This is a genomic window from Paracoccus salipaludis, from assembly GCF_002287065.1.
Lineage (GTDB): Bacteria > Pseudomonadota > Alphaproteobacteria > Rhodobacterales > Rhodobacteraceae > Paracoccus > Paracoccus salipaludis.
Map to the genome: position 1 here is coordinate 16,366 of NZ_NSJZ01000003.1, position 20,764 is coordinate 37,129.

At 68.2% G+C, this 20,764-nt stretch carries 19 protein-coding genes; 5 read left to right on the forward strand and 14 right to left on the reverse strand.

The features are described 5' to 3' along the window. Positions 1–16: 16 nt before the first annotated feature. From CK240_RS05105 to pepN, 12 genes are all read right to left on the reverse strand, one after another. Positions 17–652, reverse strand: coding sequence for a phosphoribosylanthranilate isomerase (locus CK240_RS05105; RefSeq protein ID WP_095639271.1), 636 nt, complete (start codon positions 650–652; stop codon positions 17–19). 3 nt (positions 653–655) lie between these two features. Then, complete coding sequence (locus CK240_RS05110; RefSeq protein ID WP_095639272.1) at positions 656–1,087, reverse strand: LapA family protein; 432 nt, start codon at positions 1,085–1,087, stop codon at positions 656–658. 99 nt (positions 1,088–1,186) lie between these two features. After that, positions 1,187–1,483, reverse strand: a complete 297-nt coding sequence (ihfB, locus tag CK240_RS05115; RefSeq protein ID WP_095639273.1) for an integration host factor subunit beta — start codon at positions 1,481–1,483, stop codon at positions 1,187–1,189. A gap of 168 nt (positions 1,484–1,651) precedes the next feature. Beyond that, the gene (gene rpsA / locus CK240_RS05120) at positions 1,652–3,367 is read right to left on the reverse strand and encodes a 30S ribosomal protein S1 (protein ID WP_276303765.1); all 1,716 of its coding nucleotides are present in this window, start codon (positions 3,365–3,367) and stop codon (positions 1,652–1,654) included. Between the two features lie 144 nt (positions 3,368–3,511). Further along, complete coding sequence (locus tag CK240_RS05125) at positions 3,512–4,411, reverse strand: alpha/beta hydrolase (protein ID WP_135058795.1); 900 nt, start codon at positions 4,409–4,411, stop codon at positions 3,512–3,514. 25 nt (positions 4,412–4,436) lie between these two features. After that, positions 4,437–5,723, reverse strand: a complete 1,287-nt coding sequence (locus CK240_RS05130) for a TCR/Tet family MFS transporter (RefSeq protein WP_095639276.1) — start codon at positions 5,721–5,723, stop codon at positions 4,437–4,439. A gap of 68 nt (positions 5,724–5,791) precedes the next feature. Next, positions 5,792–6,304 (reverse strand): DUF2244 domain-containing protein, encoded by a 513-nt coding sequence (locus tag CK240_RS05135; RefSeq protein WP_095639277.1) that lies wholly within the window; start codon positions 6,302–6,304, stop codon positions 5,792–5,794. A gap of 75 nt (positions 6,305–6,379) precedes the next feature. Continuing rightward, the gene (locus CK240_RS05140; protein ID WP_095639278.1) at positions 6,380–8,059 is read right to left on the reverse strand and encodes a cytochrome c oxidase subunit I; all 1,680 of its coding nucleotides are present in this window, start codon (positions 8,057–8,059) and stop codon (positions 6,380–6,382) included. A 189-nt stretch (positions 8,060–8,248) separates the two neighbouring features. Next, a complete protein-coding gene (locus CK240_RS05145; RefSeq protein ID WP_095639279.1) occupies positions 8,249–8,812 on the reverse strand; it encodes a c-type cytochrome in 564 nt (187 codons plus the stop codon). Between the two features lie 99 nt (positions 8,813–8,911). Continuing rightward, positions 8,912–9,628 (reverse strand): lipoyl(octanoyl) transferase LipB, encoded by a 717-nt coding sequence (gene lipB / locus CK240_RS05150; RefSeq protein ID WP_095639499.1) that lies wholly within the window; start codon positions 9,626–9,628, stop codon positions 8,912–8,914. 137 nt (positions 9,629–9,765) lie between these two features. Then, the gene (locus tag CK240_RS05155; RefSeq protein ID WP_240517295.1) at positions 9,766–10,713 is read right to left on the reverse strand and encodes a lysophospholipid acyltransferase family protein; all 948 of its coding nucleotides are present in this window, start codon (positions 10,711–10,713) and stop codon (positions 9,766–9,768) included. Between the two features lie 42 nt (positions 10,714–10,755). Next, a complete protein-coding gene (gene pepN / locus CK240_RS05160) occupies positions 10,756–13,317 on the reverse strand; it encodes an aminopeptidase N (RefSeq protein WP_095639501.1) in 2,562 nt (853 codons plus the stop codon). Positions 13,318–13,479: 162 nt separating this feature from the next. Between pepN and CK240_RS18915 the strand changes: the two genes are divergently transcribed. From CK240_RS18915 to CK240_RS05175, 3 genes are all read left to right on the forward strand, one after another. Further along, positions 13,480–14,067 carry a hypothetical protein gene (locus CK240_RS18915; protein ID WP_095639280.1) on the forward strand — a complete coding sequence of 196 codons (588 nt, stop codon included), beginning with the start codon at positions 13,480–13,482 and terminating at the stop codon, positions 14,065–14,067. Positions 14,068–14,248: 181 nt separating this feature from the next. Beyond that, a complete protein-coding gene (locus CK240_RS05170) occupies positions 14,249–15,820 on the forward strand; it encodes a Re/Si-specific NAD(P)(+) transhydrogenase subunit alpha (protein ID WP_095639281.1) in 1,572 nt (523 codons plus the stop codon). Between the two features lie 72 nt (positions 15,821–15,892). Continuing rightward, a complete protein-coding gene (locus CK240_RS05175; RefSeq protein WP_095639502.1) occupies positions 15,893–17,350 on the forward strand; it encodes an NAD(P)(+) transhydrogenase (Re/Si-specific) subunit beta in 1,458 nt (485 codons plus the stop codon). Positions 17,351–17,424: 74 nt separating this feature from the next. Here the strand turns inward: CK240_RS05175 and CK240_RS05180 are convergent, their stop codons facing one another. Next, entirely contained in the window at positions 17,425–17,934 is a 510-nt protein-coding gene (locus CK240_RS05180) for a L,D-transpeptidase family protein (protein WP_095639282.1), read from the reverse strand. A 131-nt stretch (positions 17,935–18,065) separates the two neighbouring features. On the opposite strand from CK240_RS05180, the gene CK240_RS05185 reads away from it, so the two are divergent. Together CK240_RS05185 and CK240_RS05190 are read left to right on the forward strand one after the other, a co-directional pair. After that, positions 18,066–19,436, forward strand: a complete 1,371-nt coding sequence (locus tag CK240_RS05185; RefSeq protein ID WP_095639283.1) for a DUF3422 family protein — start codon at positions 18,066–18,068, stop codon at positions 19,434–19,436. 89 nt (positions 19,437–19,525) lie between these two features. After that, a complete protein-coding gene (locus CK240_RS05190; protein WP_240517296.1) occupies positions 19,526–19,879 on the forward strand; it encodes an arsenate reductase family protein in 354 nt (117 codons plus the stop codon). A gap of 2 nt (positions 19,880–19,881) precedes the next feature. Here CK240_RS05190 and CK240_RS05195 read toward each other — a convergent pair whose 3' ends face one another. Continuing rightward, positions 19,882–20,529: a YitT family protein gene (locus CK240_RS05195; protein ID WP_095639285.1), complete on the reverse strand. Its 648-nt coding sequence runs from the start codon at positions 20,527–20,529 to the stop codon at positions 19,882–19,884. Positions 20,530–20,764 lie beyond the last annotated feature (235 nt).

The following is a 20,764-nucleotide window of genomic DNA, read 5'->3' on the forward strand; positions in this document are numbered from 1 at the left end:
GGTAAAGCCGCGCGGCCTAGCCTTGGGCCGCCATCACGAAGTCGCGGATCAGCGCGGGGTCCTTCTGCCCCGGCGCCGCCTCGACCCCGGAGGAGACATCCACGACTGACGCGCCGGTCAGCCGCACCGCCTCGGCCACATTCGCGGGTGTCAGGCCCCCCGCGAGCATCCACGGCTTCAGCAGCCGTCGCCCCGCAAGCAGCCGCCAGTCGAAGGACAGCCCATTGCCGCCGGGCAGGGCCGCATCGGGCGGGGCCTTGGCGTCCACCAGCAGCAGGTCCGCGACAAGCCCGTAGTCCCAGAGCGCATCCAGGTCCGACGGCACGGAGATCCCCACGGCCTTCATCACCGGAAGACCGGTGCGCGCCTTCACCTCGGCCACCCGCGCGGGCGTTTCGCTGCCATGAAGCTGGATGATGTCCAGCGGCACCCGGTCCAGCACCGCGTCCAGCGCCGCATCGTCGGGGCTCACGAACAGCCCGACGCGGGCCACCCCCGGCGGCGCCTCGGCGGCCAAGGCGGCGGCATCCCCGACCGACAGGTTGCGGGGCGACTTGGGAAAGAAGACAAAGCCCGCATAGCGCGCACCGGCCTCGGCCACGGCGGAAAGGTCCGCCGGCCGGGTGATGCCGCAGATCTTGACCTGGGCCATCGGTCAGCGGCGCGCGGGCAGCGTGGCCGAAGTGGCGGGCAGGGCCGTGTTGGCCGCGGCGGGCGTGGGGGCAGGCGCAGGCCCGGGCTTGGGCGCGTCGAGGATCGCCAGAACCTCGTCACGCGGCGCATGATGCGTCACGCGCAGGCCGCGGACCTCGCGTTCCAGCACCTGCAGATCATGCGCGCGTCGCGCGGATTCCTGCCGCACGGCGGTTTCGCGCATCCATTCCCAGATCAGCCCCAGGATCATGCCCGCGAGCAGCGCCAGGATGATGACCAGGAACAGCGGCATCTGCACCTGCCAGTCGCCGCCCATGTAGCGGTCCAGCCGCCCCGGAAACAGGCTGACCGTGACCAGCTGCCGGTTGGCCAGCGCCACCCCGACCAGGATGATGGCCAGCAGCGCGACAAGCAGCATGCGGACATAGCGCATCGGAAGGACCTTTTCCTGCGGACCCCGAAGGGCCGGTTGAGCGGCCTCAATTTCCCTCATCGCGGCGGCGGGCGCAACCGCCTCGCGGGGCGCGGCGTGTCACCCGTCCGAGTTGTCCAGCCCGTTCAGCCGGTCGCGCAGCAGCTTGCCGGTCTTGAAGAAGGGAACGTGCTTTTCATCGACCTGGACCGATTCCCCGGTGCGGGGATTGCGGCCCTGACGGGACTGGCGCTGCTTGACGGAAAAGGCGCCGAAGCCGCGCAGCTCGACCCGTTCGCCCCGCGACATGGCCGAGATGATCTCGTCGAAGACCGTGGCGACGATCCGTTCGACATCGCGCTGAAAGAGGTGGGGGTTTTCCTCGGCGATCTTCTGGATCAATTCGGAACGGATCATGGTCGCCCTGTTCTATCTTTGGCTTGGTCCGCGCGCGGCAATGGCATGGGTTCCCAACGCGACCGGACTGATAAGGTTGCAGGTTTTCTGCGCCAACTCCACCCCTTGCCGCATGAGAAAGGCCGCCCCCCGGAAGGGACGGCCCGAAGGTGCAGGCAAGCAGGTCGCTCAGCCGCGGCGGTTCAGCGCCGCGCCGAGGATGTCGCCCAGCGAGGCGCCCGAGTCGGACGAGCCATACTGGTCGATCGCTTCCTTTTCCTCGGCGATCTCGCGGGCCTTGATCGACAGGCCGAGACGGCGGGTCTTGGTGTCGATGTTGGTCACGCGCACATCGACCTTGTCGCCGACCGAGAAACGCTCGGGGCGCTGGTCCTGGCGGTCGCGGGCCAGATCCGAGCGGCGGATGAACGACTTGACGCCGTTGTATTCCACCTCGATCCCGCCGTCCTCGATCGCGGTGACGGTGGCGGTGACGACATCGCCCCGCTTCACGCCGTCAACGGCCTCGGACATGGTGTCGTTTTCCAGCGCCTTGATGGACAGCGAGATGCGCTCCTTGTCCACGTCGACTTCCTGGACCACCGCGCGGACGACGTCGCCCTTGCGGTAGTTCTGGATGGCGTCCTCGCCACGCTGGTCCCACGACAGGTCGGACAGGTGGACCATGCCGTCGATGTCGCCTTCCAGGCCCACGAACAGACCGAACTCGGTGATGTTCTTGACCTCGCCCTCGATGGGGGTGCCGGCCGGGTGGGTTTCGGCGAAGACTTCCCACGGGTTGCGCTGGGTCTGCTTGAGGCCCAGGCTCACGCGGCGCTTCTGCTCGTCGATCTCCAGCACCATGACGTCCACTTCCTGCGAGGTGGAGACGATCTTGCCGGGATGGACGTTCTTCTTGGTCCAGGACATTTCCGAAACGTGGACCAGACCCTCGACACCGGCTTCCAGCTCGACGAACGCGCCGTAGTCGGTGATGTTGGTCACGCGGCCCTTGTGGACCGAGCCGATCGGGAACTTCTCGGCCACCGTGTCCCACGGATCGGACTGGAGCTGCTTCATGCCCAGGCTGATGCGGTGGGTGTCCTTGTTGATCTTGACGACCTGGACCTTGACGGTCTCGCCGATCGACAGGATCTCGGACGGGTGGTTCACGCGGCGCCACGCCATGTCGGTGACGTGCAGCAGGCCGTCCACACCACCCAGGTCGACAAAGGCGCCGTATTCGGTGATGTTCTTGACGACGCCGTCAACCACCTGACCTTCGTGCAGGTTCGAGATGACCTCGGCGCGCTGTTCGGCGCGGCTTTCTTCCAGGATGGCGCGGCGCGACACGACGATGTTGCCGCGGCGGCGGTCCATCTTGAGGATCTGGAAGGGCTGCTTCAGACCCATCAGCGGGCCGGCGTCGCGCACGGGGCGGACGTCAACCTGCGAGCCGGGCAGGAAGGCCACGGCGCCGCCCAGATCGACGGTGAAGCCACCCTTGACGCGGCCGAAGATGGCGCCTTCGACGCGCTCTTCCTTGGCGTAGGCCTGCTCCAGGCGGTCCCAGGCTTCCTCGCGGCGGGCCTTCTCGCGCGAGATCGAAGCCTCGCCGCGGGCGTTTTCCACGCGGTCCAGATAGACCTCGACCTCGTCGCCGACCTTCAGGTTCGGCTCTTCGCCCGGATTGGCGAATTCCTTCAGATCGACGCGGCCTTCCATCTTGTAGCCGACGTCGATGATGGCCTGGCCCGCCTCGATGGCGATGACCCGGCCCTTGACAACCGAACCTTCGTCCGGGGTGTCGATCTCGAAGCTTTCGTTGAGGAGGGCTTCGAATTCCTCCATGGATGCTTGTTTCGCCATTCGGCAGGTGTGTCCTTTAGTCGGGTTGCTGGCCAAGCGGTTGGCTCCGCCGGTCTGCCCTGCGTAACGCGAAAGGGTCGCAGCACAACGCCCGACCCGTTCCAAAGCGGCCTGTTCTGGCCATGTCGTTCACAAGACTTAGGCGCGCATATAAGCGAAACCCGGGCCTCTGGCAAGGGATCAGCCCCGCAGCCGGTCCGAGATGCGTTGGGTGGCCGTGTTGCTTTCCGGGGTGTCGAAGATCGGATAAACATGCAGCCCGCCGGGGCAGAGCGTCAGGTCCACCCGGACGCCCGCCGCCCGCATCCTTTCCGCCAGCGCCTCGACCTGGGGGCGCAGCATGTCGCGGGTGCCCTGGTACAGGTCGGTCGGCGGCAGGCCCGCCATCTCGCCGTTGATGGGGCTGAGGCGGGGGTCGTGCGGGACTACGCCGTTGGCCCAGGCCTCGCCCGCCAGCAGTGCGCCCGCACGGGCCAGCATGGGGTCGTCATGCCGGTGCTCGTGCACCTCGGGGTCGCTGCAGGTGATGTCTGCCCAGGGCGCGATCAGCACCAGCCGCCCCGGCAGCGACCGGCCCGTGTCCCTCAGGTGCATCGCGAAGGCCAGCGCCAGCCCGCCGCCCGCAGAGTCGCCCATCAGCGTGACGGGGCGGTCCGGGTGGCGCCGGGCGATCTCGGCCCAAAGCGCGTCCAGCAAGCCGTAAGCGTGGCGGAAGTCGTGCCGGGGCGCGAGCCCGTAAAGCGGCACCTCGACCACGGCGCCGCCGCGGGCCAGCGTCGTCAGGAACTGCCAGTGCGGCGGGGCGATGCCGCAGACATAGGCGCCGCCGTGCAGGTAAAGGATCAAGGGCGCGTCCGGGGCCGCGTCCTTCGGGGTGAGCGTCCAGACCGAGCGCCCCTGAAGCTTGCGCTCGGCCGTGTCCAGTTCCTGCCGCGTCCGCCGGGGCAGGGGAAAGTCCCGGGACAACAGCCCGGTTGCCATCAGCGCGCGGATCAGCCGGGGACGGCGCGCGAAGGGCTGAATGGCAAGGCGGGCCATCCGGCCCAGCCGTCGCATCTCGGGCGAGCCGGCGCCGCTCATGGTGCGGTGGCCTTCGGGCAAGGGGTCATGACGTGGTCCTTCCAGCCGGCCGGTGCCGGGATCGCCGGGCCCGGACAAAGATCGCCAGCGCCACCAGCATCATCGCGGCAGCGGCCAGGAACGGCATCCCCGGCGCATAGATCAGGGTGTTCTCGCGCGTGAAGAAGGCGAAGATCGCGGTCATGATCAGTGGCGAGACGCCCATCGCGATGGCCGCGACCGAGGACAGGACGCCCTGCAACTCTCCCTGCTGGTCGTCGCGGGCGAGGTTCGACATGATCTGCTGAAGCGCCGGGCCGCCCAGGCCCGCGATCGCGGCAAGCGGCGTCAGCGCCATGGCCCACAGAGGGCTGGTCACGAAGCCGTAGAAGACGAAGGCCGCGATCTCCAGCACGAAGCCCAGCACCACCGTGCGTCCCGGCCCGAAGCGCCGGATGGCGGGGCCGACCAGCACGCCCTGCACGAAGGCGATGGCGATGCCGAAGGCCGCCAGCGACAGCCCGATATGAAGCGGGTCCCAGCCGAAGCGGGCCTTGCCGAAGAAGCTCCAGACCGCCGGATAGACATAGCCCGCGAGGTTGAACAGAGCGAAGACGGCCAGCAGCGGCGCGATCCCCGGCAGCTTGCCCACGGCCGAGAAGGACGCCAGCGGATTGGCCCGGCGCCAGCTGAAGGGACGCCGGATCGACCGCATGACCGTTTCGGGCAGGACGAAATAGCCGAACACCATGTTGGCGAAGGCGAGCCCGCCCGCGATCCAGAAGGGCGCCCGCAGGTCGATGGTCGAGGCGAGGCTGCCGATGACCGGTCCCAGCACGAAGCCCACGCCGAAGGCCGCGCCGATCAGGCCGAAGTTGCGGCCCTTTTCCTCGGGCGTCGAGATGTCGGCCATATAGGCCGCCGCCGTCGCATGGGTCGCGGCCAGGATGCCGCCCACGATGCGGCCGATCAGGATCAGCGTGACGGTATGGGCGACCGCGAGCAGCACGTAGTCCAGCGTCATCACGAAGAGCGCCGTCAGCATGACGGGCCTTCGGCCGTAGGCGTCCGAAAGGTTGCCCACGACGGGGCCGAACAGGAACTGCATCGCGGCATAGGCCGTGCCGAGGATGCCGCCCCAGACGGCGGCGCCGGACAGGTTCTGGCCGGTCAGCTCCTCGAGCAGGTCGGGCATGACGGGGAAGATCAGCCCCATGCCGGTCGCGTCGATCAGCACCGTCAGCAGCACGAAAAGGCGCGCTGCCCGACCCGCCTTGCGGCGGAAGGCCGCGCGGCGCCGGTCTGCGCGGGTTCTGACGGAAATCTGGGACATCGGGCACTCGCAGGGACGCTGGCGCCTCTCTGCCACGAACGGGGTGCGAGCGAAAGCGGCGCTGCCGCTCAGGGTTGAAGCCGGCCCTGGGCGGGGCGGATCAGGTCGGACAGCGCGGCGGCAAGGTCGGAGCGCAGACTGCGGCGCTCTTCGGGGCTGAGAAAGGCGCCCAGCTCGATCTCGCGGCGACCATCGGTCAGGGTCAGGTAATCCTCGACCGGACCGTCGCGACGCAGCGTCAGCCGCACCCAGTAGGGATTTCCCTGCCAGTTGCGGGACGGGCGGCCGGGATCGTGGCGGGTGACGGACATCCGCGCGGGGCTCAGCGCGACCTCCTCGAACGAGCCGCCGCCCTTCCAGCCGCGCTGGACCGCCCACCACAGCCCCGCCAGCGCCGCAAGCGCGAAGGGCAGCAGCCCCCACATGACGGCCGAGCCCACGACTGCCAGCATGGGCAGCGTTAGCGCCGCCGCCGCAAGCCCGATCACCCAGGCGAAGCCCTCGGGCGTCAGCGAGCGGTGGCGCCAGATCAGCAGGTGGCGGGTGCCATCGGGGTCGTCGGGCTGCCAGGCGTAGGGCATGGGGTCAGCATCCGGAATCTGCGACGGAAAACGGCCCCGGATCGCTCCGGGGCCGCGGGGTTCAGGTTCGAGGGATCAGTGCCCGCGGGCGTGGTCCCAGTCCTCGCGCTTGGGCAGCTGCTCGAAAGTATGCTCGGGCGGCGGCGAGGGCAGGGTCCATTCCAGCGTGTCGGCGAACTCGTTCCAGTAGTTGTTCTGGGTCACGCGCTGGCCGGCGAACAGGGTGTAGAAGACCACGCCGATGAACCACAGGAACGAGGCAAAGGAGATGTAGGCGCCGATCGACGAGATGTTGTTCCAGTAGGCGAAGGCATCCGGGTAGTCGATGTAGCGGCGCGGCATCCCCTGCTGGCCCAGGAAGTGCTGGGGGAAGAAGATCAGGTTCGAGCCGAGGAACATGGCGAAGAAGTGGACCTTGCCCGCCCATTCCGGATACTGGCGGCCCGACATCTTGCCGATCCAGTAGTAGACGCCGGCGAAGATGGCGAAGACCGCGCCCAGCGACATCACGTAGTGGAAGTGCGCCACGACATAGTAGGTGTCGTGATAAACGCGGTCCAGCGGAGCCTGGGACAGGACAACGCCGGTGACGCCGCCCACGGTGAACAGGAACAGGAAGCCGAAGGCCCACAGCATGGGCGTCTTGAACTCGATCGAGCCGCCCCACATCGTCGCGATCCACGAGAAGACCTTGATGCCGGTCGGCACTGCGATCGTCATGGTCGCCAGCATGAAATAGGCCTGCTGGGTCAGCGACATGCCGGCCGTGTACATGTGGTGCGCCCAGACGACGAAGCCCAGGATGGCGATCGCGGCCATGGCCAGCACCATCGGCAGGTAGCCGAAGATGGGCTTGCGCGAGAAGGTCGAGATCACGTGGCTGATGATGCCGAACCCGGGCACGATGATCATGTAGACCTCGGGGTGGCCGAAGAACCACAGGATGTGCTGGTACAGCACCGGGTCGCCGCCGCCGGCCGGGTTGAAGAAGTTGGTGCCGAAGTTGCGGTCCATCAGCAGCATGGTGATGGCGCCCGCCAGCACCGGCAGCGACAGCAGGATCATCCAGGCGGTGATGAAGACCGACCAGGCGAACAGCGGCACCTTGAACAGCGTCATGCCGGGGGCGCGCATGTTCAGGAAGGTGGTGATGATGTTGATCGCGCCCAGGATCGACGAGGCGCCCGAGACGTGGACGGCGAAGATCGCCAGATCCGTCGAATAGCCGCCCTCGGTCGTGGACAGCGGCGGATACAGCACCCAGCCGATGCCCGAGCCGAGCTGGTCGTTGCCGCCCGGAGCCAGGATCGAGGCGATGCCCAGCGCCACGCCGCAGACATACAGCCAGTAGGACAGGTTGTTCAGCCGCGGGAAGGCCATGTCCGGCGCACCGATGTGCAGCGGCATGAAGTAGTTGCCGAAGCCGCCGAACAGCGCCGGGATCACGACGAAGAACATCATCAGGACGCCGTGATAGGTGATCATCACGTTCCACAGGTGCCCGTTCGGAGTGCAGACCTCGTCCACGCCGGCAGCGATGAAGCGCGCGCCTTCAAGGCACATGTACTGCACGCCGGGATGCTGCAGCTCCATCCGCATGTAGACGGTGAAGCTGACCGAGATCAGCCCCACGAGGCCCGCGGTGAAGAGGTAAAGGACACCGATGTCCTTGTGGTTGGTGGACATGAACCAGCGGGTAAAGAAGCCGCGGGTGTCATGCTGCGCACCATGGCCGTGAACGGCGGCATCTGCCATGCGAAGCTCTCCTCAGAATCGTGCCGTCGCGGCGGCTGGCCGTGCGGACTGGCTGAGGCCGTTCTAGATCAGGATTCCGGTTGCGGCAATGCGTCGCGCAAGGGGCCGTGCGACAAAAAAGCCCCGCCCGCAGGCGCGGACGGGGGCAGGATGGAACCGTCCCTCAGGGACGGGAACGGCAGCGCCGCGTCAGTTCGTGGCCGCAGCCGGAGCCGCCGGAGCCGCCGCAGCCGGAGCCGCCGGAGCCGCTGTATCGCCGCCGGCCGGCGCAGCGTCGGCGGCCGGGGCCGCGCCAGCCGCCGGGGCCGCGCCCGCAGCGCCGGCATCGGGCGAGTGCTGCGCCAGGAAGGCCACGACGTCGGCCTGGTGCTTGGCCAGCTTGAAGGTCATCTTCGACTTCGCGGCCTTGTCGCCGGTGTGTTTCTTCACATAGGCGGTCGGGTCGGTGACATAGGCGATCAGGTGCTCGGCGTCCCAGACATGGTCGGGATTCTTCTCGGCCAGTTCGATCAGGCCCTCGCCATACTTGTAGCCTTCTTCGGCGGCATAGGGGCGGCCGACCACGCCATACAGGTTGGGTCCGGTCTTTCCGCCTTTCACGATGTCTGTGCCGTCCGGCGCCTGGATCATGTGGCAAGCCTTGCACTTCTTGAACTCCGCCTCGCCCTTGGCGGCATCGCCGGCCGCGTCCTGAGCCAGCGCGGGCATGGCAAGGGCGAAGGTCGCGAGAGTGGCAAGCAGGCTGGTCTTCATCGGATCGTCCTTCCTCAACGGATCATTCGTGACGAGAGCGGTCTCTCTCTCTCTGGCGCAGGGCATATCATCCCACGCGTTTCCGCAAGAGAACAAAGGTCATAGATCCGGATTTGGTTCACCGAGGACCTTGCAAAAGCTGGTCATCAGCGCGTGATCCAGGTCGGCCAACGTCACCGGCAGGCCGAGATCGACAAGGCTGGTCACGCCATGGCCGCTGATCCCGCAGGGCACGATGCCCCCGTAATGCGACAGGTCCGGCTCGACGTTGATCGAGATGCCGTGGAAGCTGACCCAGCGGCGCAGCTTGATGCCGATGGCGGCGATCTTGTCCTCGCGCACCGAGCCGTCCGGCAGGGGGGCCTTGTCAGGCCGGGCGATCCAGACACCGACGCGGCCCTCGCGGATCTCGCCCCGCAGCCCGAACTCGGCCAGGGCGGCGATCACCCAGGCTTCCAGCGACTGGACAAAGGCGCGGATGTCGCGGCCGCGGCGGTTGAGGTCCAGCATGACATAGGCCACGCGCTGGCCGGGCCCGTGATAGGTGTATTGCCCGCCCCGTCCCGTCGGAAAGACCGGGAATCGGCCCGGATCGGTCAGGTCCTCGGGCCGGGCCGAGGTGCCCGCCGTGTAAAGCGGCGGATGCTCGACCAGCCAGACGGCCTCGGGCGCTTCGCCCGCCTGGATGGCTGCGACTCGCGCCTCCATCCACGCAACCGCCTCGGGGTGGGGGATCAGGCCGGGGGTCAGCAGCCATTCGGGGCCGGGCCGGAGAAAGGGCAGGCGCTGCGTGTCGGGGGTAGGAAGGTCGCTCATCACGCGCCACAGATGACGCCCGCCGCGCGGATGCGCAAGCGCGGGGGCCACCACGCCGCGCCAGCCCTTTCTTCTTTGCTCAAATATCCCGGGGCCCGGGGCAGCGCCCCGGTCCGGCGGTCCGGCCGGGCGAAAGGCTAGAGCTTCTCGCCCATCGGCTGGCGGATCTGCGCCCGGCGCCGGCGCACCTCGCGCAGGTGCGACATGTGCGCGGCATTGGGTCCGGGCGCGGGCAGGTCCAGGACCGCGCGGCGCAGCGCCTCGATTCCTTCCTCGGACTTCGCGGGCAGGCTTGCCGGGTCGATCGGCTTTCCGATCGTGATGCGGTAGGTGTGGTCCGCCTTGTTCAGCACCTCGTTGAACAGCGTCACGTCCCGCAGCGTCGGGTGGATCGCGTCCAGCAGGTAGAACAGCGCCGAGTTGCGCGCCCGGATATGCAGCGGGATGACCGGCGCGCCGAACTTGCGCGCGATCATCACGGCGCTGGCCATCCAGGGCCGCTCGTGCAGCTTCAGCCCGTGCCGCTTGGCCAGGCGCCCCGAGGGGAAGATCAGCCCGATCCGCCCCTGGCCCAGCGCGGCACGGGTATAGTCCATCGTGTATTTCGTCTTGGCGTGGCTGCGCTTCTCCATCCGCCACTCGACCGGGGCGATCAGCTCCTCGGTCTGGGGCAGGACGCGGATCATGTCGTGGTTGGCATAGATGAACAGGTCGTCGCGCACGGCCGAGACGACCGCGTGCAGCACGATCCCGTCGGCGATGCCCGTGGGATGGTTCGCCACGATCAGCGCGGGGCCGGTGGCGGGGATGTTCTCCAGCCCGTCCACGCGCAGATCGCGCACGATCAGCGCCGAGATGCGGCGCATGATCTCCTCGGTCGGCAGGTCGCGGAACTCGGCCGCCAGCTCGATCGACCGGGGATAGCGCAGCAGGCGCATCATCAGGTGCTTGGCCAGCGTGTGATGCGGCTTGCCGGAATACAACCAGGGCGCCCGTTCGGCGATCAGCGGGTCCAGCCGCTCTTGCATCTCGATCCGGGCAGGCAGCAGGTCCCGGTCATGCGTGTTCTTGGGCGCTTGGCTCATGGCGTGCACCTATCCCCCGAGAGTTGACGCTCGCAAGCGCCATCAGGTTCCCGCGGCAAGAATGCGCCGCACCATTTCGCCGGTGTTGCCCGACAGCGACGGCAGGGCGGCCAGCCGCTCCAGCGCCGCGCGGGCGCGCGCCCGGCGGTCCGCGTCATAGCGGGGCCAGGTCTCGAAGACCGTGGAAAGGCGCGCTGCCGTCTGCGGGTTCACCGGGTCCAGCCGCATCAGCCAGTCCGCGACGAAATCATAGCCCGACCCGTCGAGGGCATGGAAAGCCGCATGGTTCGCCGCAAGGCCCCCGATCAGCGAGCGGAAGCGGTTCGGGTTCTTCCAGTCGAAGTCGGGCCGGTCGGCCAGCGCCTTCGCCACCGGCACCGCGCGGGCGGGCGGGGCGGCCATGGGCTGCACGCTGAAGAACTTGTCCATGACCAGCCGGTTGTCGCCGAAGTGCGCCTCCATCCCGGCCAGGGCGGCCCCGGCGCGGTCCAGCCGGACCAGCACCGCCAGCGCGCCCATCTTCTCGGTCATGTTCGAGGCCGAGTCCCACAGCGCCTGCGCCCGCTGCCCTCCGTCCAGCCGTGACAGCAGCCCCAGCGCGGCCAGCCGCAGCGAGCGCCGTCCCGCGGGCTCGGCTTCGGGCGAATAGGCGCCGGGAACCTCCATGCGGTCGTAAAGGTCCGACAGGCTCCGCTCGTGCTCGGACGCGAGTTCCGCGGCCAGCGCCTCGCGCGCCCGATGGATCGCGTCGGGGTCGGGGGTGGTGCCGCGCGTCGCGATCTCGGCCGCGATCTCGTCCTCGCCGGGCAGGCGCAGGACCAGCGCCACGAATGCCGGGTCCAGGCTGGCGTCATCCAGCACGCCGCCCAGCGCATGGGTGAAGACCGGATCGGCGCTGCCGCCCTGCGCCATGGCCACCAGCGCGTCCATCGCGAGATCGTGCCCCGCCTGCCAGCGGGCGAAAGAGTCGGTGTCATGGGCCAGCAGGACCGCGCGCTCGGCCGCGGTCATCGCCCGGTCCACCGTCACCGGCGCCGAAAAGCCGCGCAACAGCGACACGACGGGGCGCGAGCCGAGGCCGTCAAAGCCGAAGTCCTGGCGGGCTTCCGTCATCTCCAGCACGCGGGTGGGCATCACCTCGTCGCCGTTCTGCGAGATCAGGCCAACGGCGATGGGGATCACGCGTGGCGGCTTGTCGGACTGGCCCGGCGTCGGTGCCGTCGCCTGGATGAAGCGCAGGGTCAGGCGGCCGGCCTCGCCGTCCCAGTCCTCGGACAGCGACAGCTTCGGCGTGCCCGCGTCCGTGTACCAGCGCTTGAACTGCGCCAGGTCGCGGCCGGTGGCGTCCTCGAAGACCTTCAGCCAGTCCTCGATGGTGCAGGCCTGCCCGTCGTGGCGGTCGAAATACAGGTCCAGCGACTTGCGGTAGCCTTCGTCGCCGACCAGCCGCTTGAGCATCCCGATGACCTCGGCGCCCTTCTCGTAGACGGTGGCGGTGTAGAAGTTGTTGATCTCTTCATAACGGTCCGGCCGCGGCGGATGCGCCAGCGGCCCCGCGTCCTCGCGGAACTGCCGCCCTCGCAGCGTCACCACGTCCTCGATCCGCTTCACCGCGGCCGAGCGCACGTCCGCCGTGAACTGCTGGTCGCGGAAGACCGTCAGCCCTTCCTTGAGGCAGAGCTGGAACCAGTCGCGGCAGGTGATCCGGTTACCGGTCCAGTTGTGGAAATACTCGTGCGCGATCACCGCCTCGATCCGCTCATAGTCGACATCGGTCGCGGTCTCGGGCGAGGCCAGCACCAGTTTCGAGTTGAAGATGTTCAACCCCTTGTTTTCCATCGCGCCCATGTTGAAGTCGTCGACGGCCACGATGTTGAACACATCCAGGTCGTATTCGCGGCCATAGGCCGTCTCGTCCCAGCGCATGGACTTCTTCAGCGCTTCCATGGCGAAGTCCGCGCGATCCAGATCGGCCGGCCGCACCCAGACGTTCAAGGCAACCTTGCGCCCCGACATGGTGGTGAAGCTGTCCGACACCGCCTTCAGGTCGCCCGCGACCAGTGCGAACAGATAGGCGGGCTTCGGCCAGGGATCATGCCATTCGGCCCAGCCCTCGCCCTGCGCGACGGGGTTGCCGTTCGACAGCAGCACCGGCAGGTCGGACCGGACCGTCACCCGGAAGGGCGCCATCACGTCGGGGCGGTCGGGATACCAGGTGATGTGGCGGAAGCCCTCGGCCTCGCACTGGGTGCAGAAGATGCCGCCCGACAGATACAGCCCCTCCAGCGCCGTATTGGCTTCGGGGTCGATCTCGACCTCGGCCCCGAAGGTGAAGGAACGGGCGGGCAAGGCGGCTTCCGCGATGGTCAGCGTCTCGCCCGTCATGATCAGATGCGCGGCATCCAGGGGCGCGCCGTCGATCGTCACGGACCTGGTCCGCAGTCCCGCGCCACCGTCCAGGACAAGCGGGCCCGGTCCGGCCCGCTCGAACTCGATCCTCGAAGAAACAACCGTGCCTTGTGGCGCCAATGTCACATCGAGACGAGTTTTCCGGACCCTGAACGGATAAGGGCTGTAATCGCGAAGAAAGCGGGTTTCTGCCATCATATCCCCCGTCCCAAAAAAGTCCCGCACGCGCGGAACTTGTGTCAAAGCCGAGTGTTAAGCGCCTGATTACCGGGTCGCAAGCCAAGGCCTCAGTTGCGCGTGCAGAGGATAGAAGGCAAGGCGATCCCGCAAGATCATGCAGCTTCAAGGAGACCAGTCATGGCCAACTACGACCCGAACGATCCGCGCCGCACTGACGCCACCGATCCGCATCGCCCCGTCGATCCCAGCGGTCGCAACACCGTCGTGACCGAGACCTATGTCGAGCCCGTCGAGAAGAAGGCCTCGCCGCTGCCGCTGATCATCGGTATCCTGCTGGCCCTGGCGCTTGCCTGGTGGCTGCTGTCCAGCTTCATGGGCAATGACGAGGCGGTCGATACCGAAACGGCGACCACCACCACCACGGCGCCTGCGACGACCACCACCGACTCGGCGACCACCACGACCACCACCACGACCGACACGGCGGCCACCCCCGCTCCGGCTGCGACCACGGGCGCCGACACGGCGACGACCGGCACCGCCACCACGGGCGCTGCCACCGCCACGACCGGGGCCGATGCCGCCGCGACTGCCGCGGGCGAAGCTGCTGAGACCGCGGGCGAAGCCGCGCAGGATGCCGCCACCGCGACCGGCGCTGCGGCGGACGCCGCTGCCGACACGGCCGCCGAAGCCGCCAGCGACGCGGCCGATGCCGCTGCCTCGACCACGACCACCGTTCCGGTCACCACGCCTTCGACGAACTGATCCTTCTTCCCCGGTCATCCGGGCAGGAAAACGGGACCGCCGCGCCACTGCGCGGCGGTTCTTTTTGTCTCGCGGCAGGCCCTGCCGATTGCCGACCTTGTCCCAAGCCTCACCCGCTTGTGAAAGATTGTTGCGCGATGATAATGCGGTCGCAGCACAGGACGAGAGGGGGGCCGGCTCGGTGAGAATTGGCGGGTTGAAGGAAACTTTCGACGGTGAGGCGCGTGTCGCTGTCACACCGTCCTCGGCCGGGCATCTGCAGAAGCTCGGGCATGAGGTTCATGTCGAAACGGGCGCAGGCGCCCGCGCGGGCTTTTCGGATGCGGCCTATGAACGGGCCGGGGTGACCGTTCATCCGAACGCCGCCGCGCTGACCGAGGCGGTGGATGTCGTCGTCAAGGTCCGTCCGCCGACGGATGAGGAACTGGCCCGGATGCGGGAAGGGCAGACGCTCATCTCGTTCTTCTATCCCGGCCAGAACGCCGAGCTGCTGGAACGCGCGCGCGACCTGGGCGTGAACGCCATCGCGATGGACATGGTCCCGCGGATTTCCCGCGCGCAGAAGATGGACGCGCTGTCGTCCATGGCCAACATCGCCGGCTACCGCGCGGTGATCGAGGCCGCCAACAACTTCGGCCGCTTCTTCACCGGTCAGGTGACCGCCGCGGGCAAGGTGCCCCCGGCCAAGGTGCTGGTCGTGGGCGCGGGCGTGGCGGGCCTTGCCGCCATCGGCGCCGCGACGTCGCTGGGCGCGCAGGTCTATGCCTTCGACGTCCGCCCCGAGGTGGCCGAGCAGATCGAGTCCATGGGGGCCGAGTTCGTCTTCCTCGACTTCCAGGACAGCCAGGACGGCGCCGAGACGGGCGGCTATGCCAAGCCGTCCTCGCCCGAGTTCCTTGCCAAGCAGCTCGAGAAGTTCCGCGAGCTTGCGCCCGAGATGGACATCGTCATCACCACGGCGCTGATTCCGGGCCGCCCGGCGCCGAAGCTCTGGACCGAGGACATGGTCCGGATGATGAAGCCGGGCTCGGTCATCGTGGACCTTGCGGCCGAGCGCGGCGGCAACTGCGACCTGACGGTGCCCGACGCCAGGATCGTGACCGAGAACGGCGTCACGATCATCGGCTACACCGATTTCCCGTCGCGCATGGGCGCGCAGGCGTCCGAGCTTTACGGCAACAACATCCGCCACATGCTGGCCGACCTGACGCCCGCCAAGGACGGCACGCTGGTCCACGACATGGAGGATGACGTGATCCGCGGCGCGACCGTCACGCGCGATCACGACGTGACCTGGCCGCCGCCCCCGCCCAAGGTCCAGGCCATCGCCGCGGCCAAGCCCAAGCCCAAGGTCAAGGAGCCGACCCCCGAGGAGCGCCGCGCCGCCGAGGCGCTGGCCTTCCGCCGCCAGACCCGCAGCCAGATCGGCATGCTGGTCACGGGCGGCGTGCTGATGCTGCTGGTCGGGCTGTTCGCCCCGGCCTCGTTCCTGCAGCATTTCATCGTCTTCGTGCTGTCGGTCTTCATCGGCTTCCAGGTGATCTGGAACGTCAGCCACTCGCTGCACACGCCGCTGATGGCGATCACCAACGCGATCTCGTCGATCGTGATCCTGGGCGCGCTGCTGCAGATCGGCTCGGGTTCGGCGCTGATCGTCATCCTGGCCGCGCTGGCCGTGCTGATGACGGCCGTCAACATCTTCGGCGGCTTCCTGGTCACGCGCCGGATGCTTGCCATGTTCCAGAAGTCGTAAGGGGCGTCGATGGAGACCACCGTAATCACCACCTCGCCCGCCGGCATGGACCCGGTCGTGGCACCCGCCTCGATGGTCGAGGCACTGCCGGCCTATGGCTTCACCAGCGCGGTCTATGTCGTGGCCGCCGTCCTGTTCATCCTGTCGCTGGGCGGGCTGTCGGGCCAGGAAAGCGCCAAGCGCGCGATCTGGTACGGCATCGTCGGCATGGCGCTGGCGGTTCTGGCCACCCTGTTCGGCCCCGGCTGGGGCAACTGGTGGCTGTCGATCCTGATGATCGCGCTGGGCGGCGTCGGCGGCTACGTGCTGGCCACGCGCGTGCAGATGACCGAGATGCCGCAGCTGGTCGCGGCGATGCACAGCCTCGTGGGCCTTGCCGCCGTGTTCATCGGCCTCAACGCCCAGATCGAGCTGGGCCGCGTCCTGCGCGCCCGCCTGAACGAGGCCACAGACGTCTTCACCGGCTTTGCCGCCGTGCTGGCGCACAAGTCCCCGGCCGAGATCGCCATGCTCAAGGTCGAGGTCGCGCTGGGCATCTTCATCGGCGCGGTGACCTTCACCGGCTCGGTCGTGGCCTATGGCAAGCTGGCCGGCAAGATCGACGGCAAGCCGAAGAAGCTGCCCGGCGGGCACATGCTGAACCTGGGCGCCGCGATCCTGTCTCTGCTGCTGCTCATCCTTTGCGTCGCGGGCTGGGGCCCCACGATGCTGTGGCTGATCCTGCTGACGCTGGTCGCGGGCTTCATCGGCTGGCACCTCATCATGGGGATCGGCGGCGCCGACATGCCGGTCGTGGTCTCGATGCTGAACAGCTACTCGGGCTGGGCCGCGGCGATGATCGGCTTCACGCTGTCCAACGACCTGCTGATCGTGGTCGGCGCGCTGGTGGGTTCCTCGGGTGCGATCCTCAGCTACATCATGTGCAAGGCGATGAACCGCAGCTTCATCAGCGTGATCCTCGGCGGCTTCGGCGGCGAGACGGGTCCTGCGATGGAGATCGAGGGCGAACAGGTCGCCATCGACGCCGAGGGCGTGGCCGCGGCCCTGAACGAGGCCGACAGCGTCATCATCGTTCCGGGCTACGGCATGGCCGTGGCGCAGGCGCAGCAGTCGGTGTCGGAACTCACCCGCAAGCTGCGCGCCGCCGGAAAAGAGGTCCGCTTCGCCATCCACCCCGTCGCAGGCCGCCTGCCGGGCCACATGAACGTGCTGCTGGCCGAGGCCAAGGTCCCCTATGACATCGTCCTGGAAATGGACGAGATCAACGAGGACTTCCCCTCGACCGACGTGGTGATCGTCATCGGCTCGAACGACATCGTGAACCCGGCCGCGCAGGACGATCCCAACAGCCCCATCGCCGGCATGCCGGTGCTGGAGGTCTGGAAGGCCAAGCATGTGTTCGTCAGCAAGCGCGGGCAGGGCACGGGCTATTCGGGCATCGAGAACCCGCTGTTCTACAAGGAAAACACGCGGATGTTCTATGGCGACGCCAAGAAGTCCATCGACGCCCTGCTGCCGCTGATCGACTGAGGCACCCCTTGAAAGAAAAAGAACCCCCGCCATCGCGCGGGGGTTCTTCGTTTTCCGGCCTCGGGCCGGACGCCTCAGGGATTGATCAGGATCGGCGTGCCGTCGCGGACCATGGCGTAGATGTCCTCCATCTCGTCGTCGGTCACGGCGATGCAGCCCGCCGTCCAGTCCCGCTTCAAGGGCGCCAACACGCGGCCCTCGGGGCCCTGGCCATGGATGAAGATGTCCTTGCCCGGGTCCTTGCCCTGCGTCAGCGCGAAGGTCGCGTCCTGAAGGTTCGGATAGGACACGCCCAGCGACAGGTGGTAGCGGCTGTCGGGGTTCCTGCGGTCGATGTAGTAAAGCCCTTCCGGTGTCTTGCCGTCGCCCGAGAACTCCTTGTGCCCGATGGGCTCGTTCCCGAGGCCGATGTTGTAGGCGCCGATGATGTTCGACCCGCTGAGGAACAGCATCTGCCGCGCCGACTTGTTCACCACGATCTGCGTGACCGGCGGGCCGTTGTAGGTCTTGAACTTGCTGGGCGCACAAGAGGCCGCCAGCGCGACCAGCAGCGCGGCCATCGTCAGTTTCAGGGTGCGTTTCATATCCTGTCCCGCCGTTTTTTCAGCCGACTCTGCCTAAACCGTCCCCCTCGCGCAACGGCGGCGGCGATCACGAACGCCTCATCGGAAGTGACGGCTTGCGCGCCGGTCCCGTTTGCGGCTTTCGTCGCGCCATGATCCAGCCTCCGCCCCATCCCCCGCAGCTTCTTCATCAGCCGGACCCGGCACCGCCGCTGCTGGACCATCCGCTGCGCTACGAGATGGTGAACGAGCTGCACGCCCGCCCCTCGCCACGACTGACGGTGCCCTGCACGGCGGTCTATATCGCCTTCAAGGAACCGCGCGACGCCGCGAACCGGGATCGCAGCCTGGATCTTGCCCACCTGTCCGAGCTTGTCACGCGGCACGGGGCGCCCGCGCCGCAGGCGGGGGCCGGGCATTACGCCGCGCAGCTGGGGCGGCACGAGCTGCGCTGGGAAAGCCATACCGAGTTTGTCAGCTACGCGGGTTTCACCCCGGGCCAGCCCGCCCGGCCGTTCGATCCCGCGCTGGCCGAGATTTTCCCGGCGCATTGGCAGGCCCGCGCACCGGGCCGCCGGGTGGCGGCGGCGATGGTCCACCTTGCCCCCATGCCCGACGATCCCGAGGCGATCGCGCCGCTGCTGGCGGCGTGGTTCGCCGCCGACGGGCTGGTCGCGGTGCAGGTGCTGGACGGAGCGGCGGTGATCGCCACCGACTTCCGCATCGATCCCTCGGGCTGGATGCGCTTTGCCGTCTTCGCCGCGCCGGACGCCGGGGCAGGTCGCCTTGGCCGCATCGTCCAGCGGCTGCTGGAACTGGAAACCTACCGTGCCATGTCGATGCTGGGCCTGCCCCGCGTCCGGGCCCTGAACGCCACCATGAACGCATTGGAGACCCGCCTGACCGCCCTGGTCGAGCGCCTTGGCGACGAGAGGGGCCCGGCCGAGCCGATGCTGGACGAGTTGCTGAGCCTGTCGCTGAGGCTGGAATCCGAGGCCACGCAGCACGGCTTCCGCTTCGGCGCGACCCGCGCCTACGAGGCCATCGTCCACGACCGCATCGCCTCCCTGCGCGAAACCCGCTTCCAGGGCCGCCAGACCTTGACCGAGTTCATGGTGCGCCGCTTCCAGCCCGCCATGCGCACCGTTCAGTCGGCCGAACGGCGGCTGGACGCGATGGTGGACCGCGCCGCCCGCGCGGGCGAGTTGCTGCGCACCCGCGTCGATGTCCAGCGCAAGGGCCAGAACCAGGCGCTGCTGGAACGGATGGACCGCCGCGCCGACCTGCAACTGCGCCTGCAGCACACGGTCGAGGGGCTGTCGGTGGTGGCGATCAGCTATTATGCCGTGGGCCTTCTGGGCTATGCCGTCTACCCGCTGGCGGAAGCGGCGGGAGTCGAGCGCAGCATCGTGATCGCGACGCTGACGCCGGTGGTCATCCTGGCTGTCTGGCTGGCGATGCGCCGGGTGCGCGCGCGGCTGCATGACTCTGCCGGCAGCCACGCCGGCCATGGCGATCTTTGAAACGGAGAAACGACGATGAAGACCCTTCTTGCCCTGTCCGCCCTGCTGGCGCTGGCTGCCTGCGGCGTGCCCTTCGTGCCGGTGATCTGATGGCGGACCCGGACCGACGGCTTTCCATGTACGGCCTTTCGCATTGCTCGACCTGCCAGAAGGCGCAGGCGGCGCTGGAAGAGGCGGGCTGGGCGGTGGAGTTCCGCGACGTCAAGGATGCGCCCCTGTCCCAAGCCGAGCGCGAGAGCCTGCTTGCGGATTTCGGCGACAAGCTCGTCAACCGTGCAAGCCTCACCTGGCGCGCCATGTCCGAGGCCGAGCGCGCCGAGGAGCCGGTGGCGATGATGGGCGCGCGCCCCTCGGTGATGAAGCGCCCCGCCATCGTCGCGGGCGACCAGCGGCTGCTGGGCTGGACGGCCAACGTCAAGCGGGCGCTGGGCCTGCCCGCCTGAGGTCAGACGATATAGCGGTCGCGGCGGTGGTTGATGGCGATCACGAGGTTCAGCACCGCCGCCCCCAGCGCCGACCAGGCGACACGGTCCCAGGGCATCACCGCCAGCGCCACGGCGAACAGTGCCGTGTCGAAGCCCATCTGCACCCAGCCCGCCTTGATCCCCAGCCGGTCCTGAAGATCCAGCGCCACGGCCCCGATCCCGCCAAGACTGGTGCGATGGCGGAACAGGGCCAGCAGCCCCGCACCTGACACGAAGCCCGCCAGCACCCCCGCGGCCCCCGGATGCAGCGCGTCGAAGGAAACCAGCCGCGGCAGCAGCATCGAGGTCGCCACCATCAGCAGGACCGCAGCGATCGTGCGGCGCAGGAAGCCCAGACCCATCCGCCGGTAGCCGAAGCCGTAGAAGGGCAGGCTGAGGACGAGGTAGACCGGCCCGAAGCCATATCCCGTCGCCTGCGCGACCAGCAGGGCAAGCCCGGCCAACTGTCCGGTGATCAGCCCCGCGCTGCCCAGCAGCATGGCCCCGAAGGCAGCCATGACCGAGCCGAACAGGATGCCCTGCGCATCCTCGAGTCGGCTGTGACGATGAGGGGCGGGCAGGGGGAGGGCGGTGGCGCCGGATGCGGGCGGGGACGGGCTGGCTGACATGGCCAGGGGACATGCACAAGGGCGGCGGTTCTGTCCAGTGGCTGCAAGGCCCGAAATGCCGGCGGCCACCGTCGGGGGCGGCGCGGGTGACATGACCGCGCGGCGTGATGAGTTCACCTGTTTTCGCCCGGATCGGCGCGCGTTCGGCATCTCGGGATTTTATGGCTGTCTTTGCCGAAGAAGGCTCCCAGCTTCTGCAAGGCAATCAGTAGACCCAAAGGAAAGGGCTAGGCAC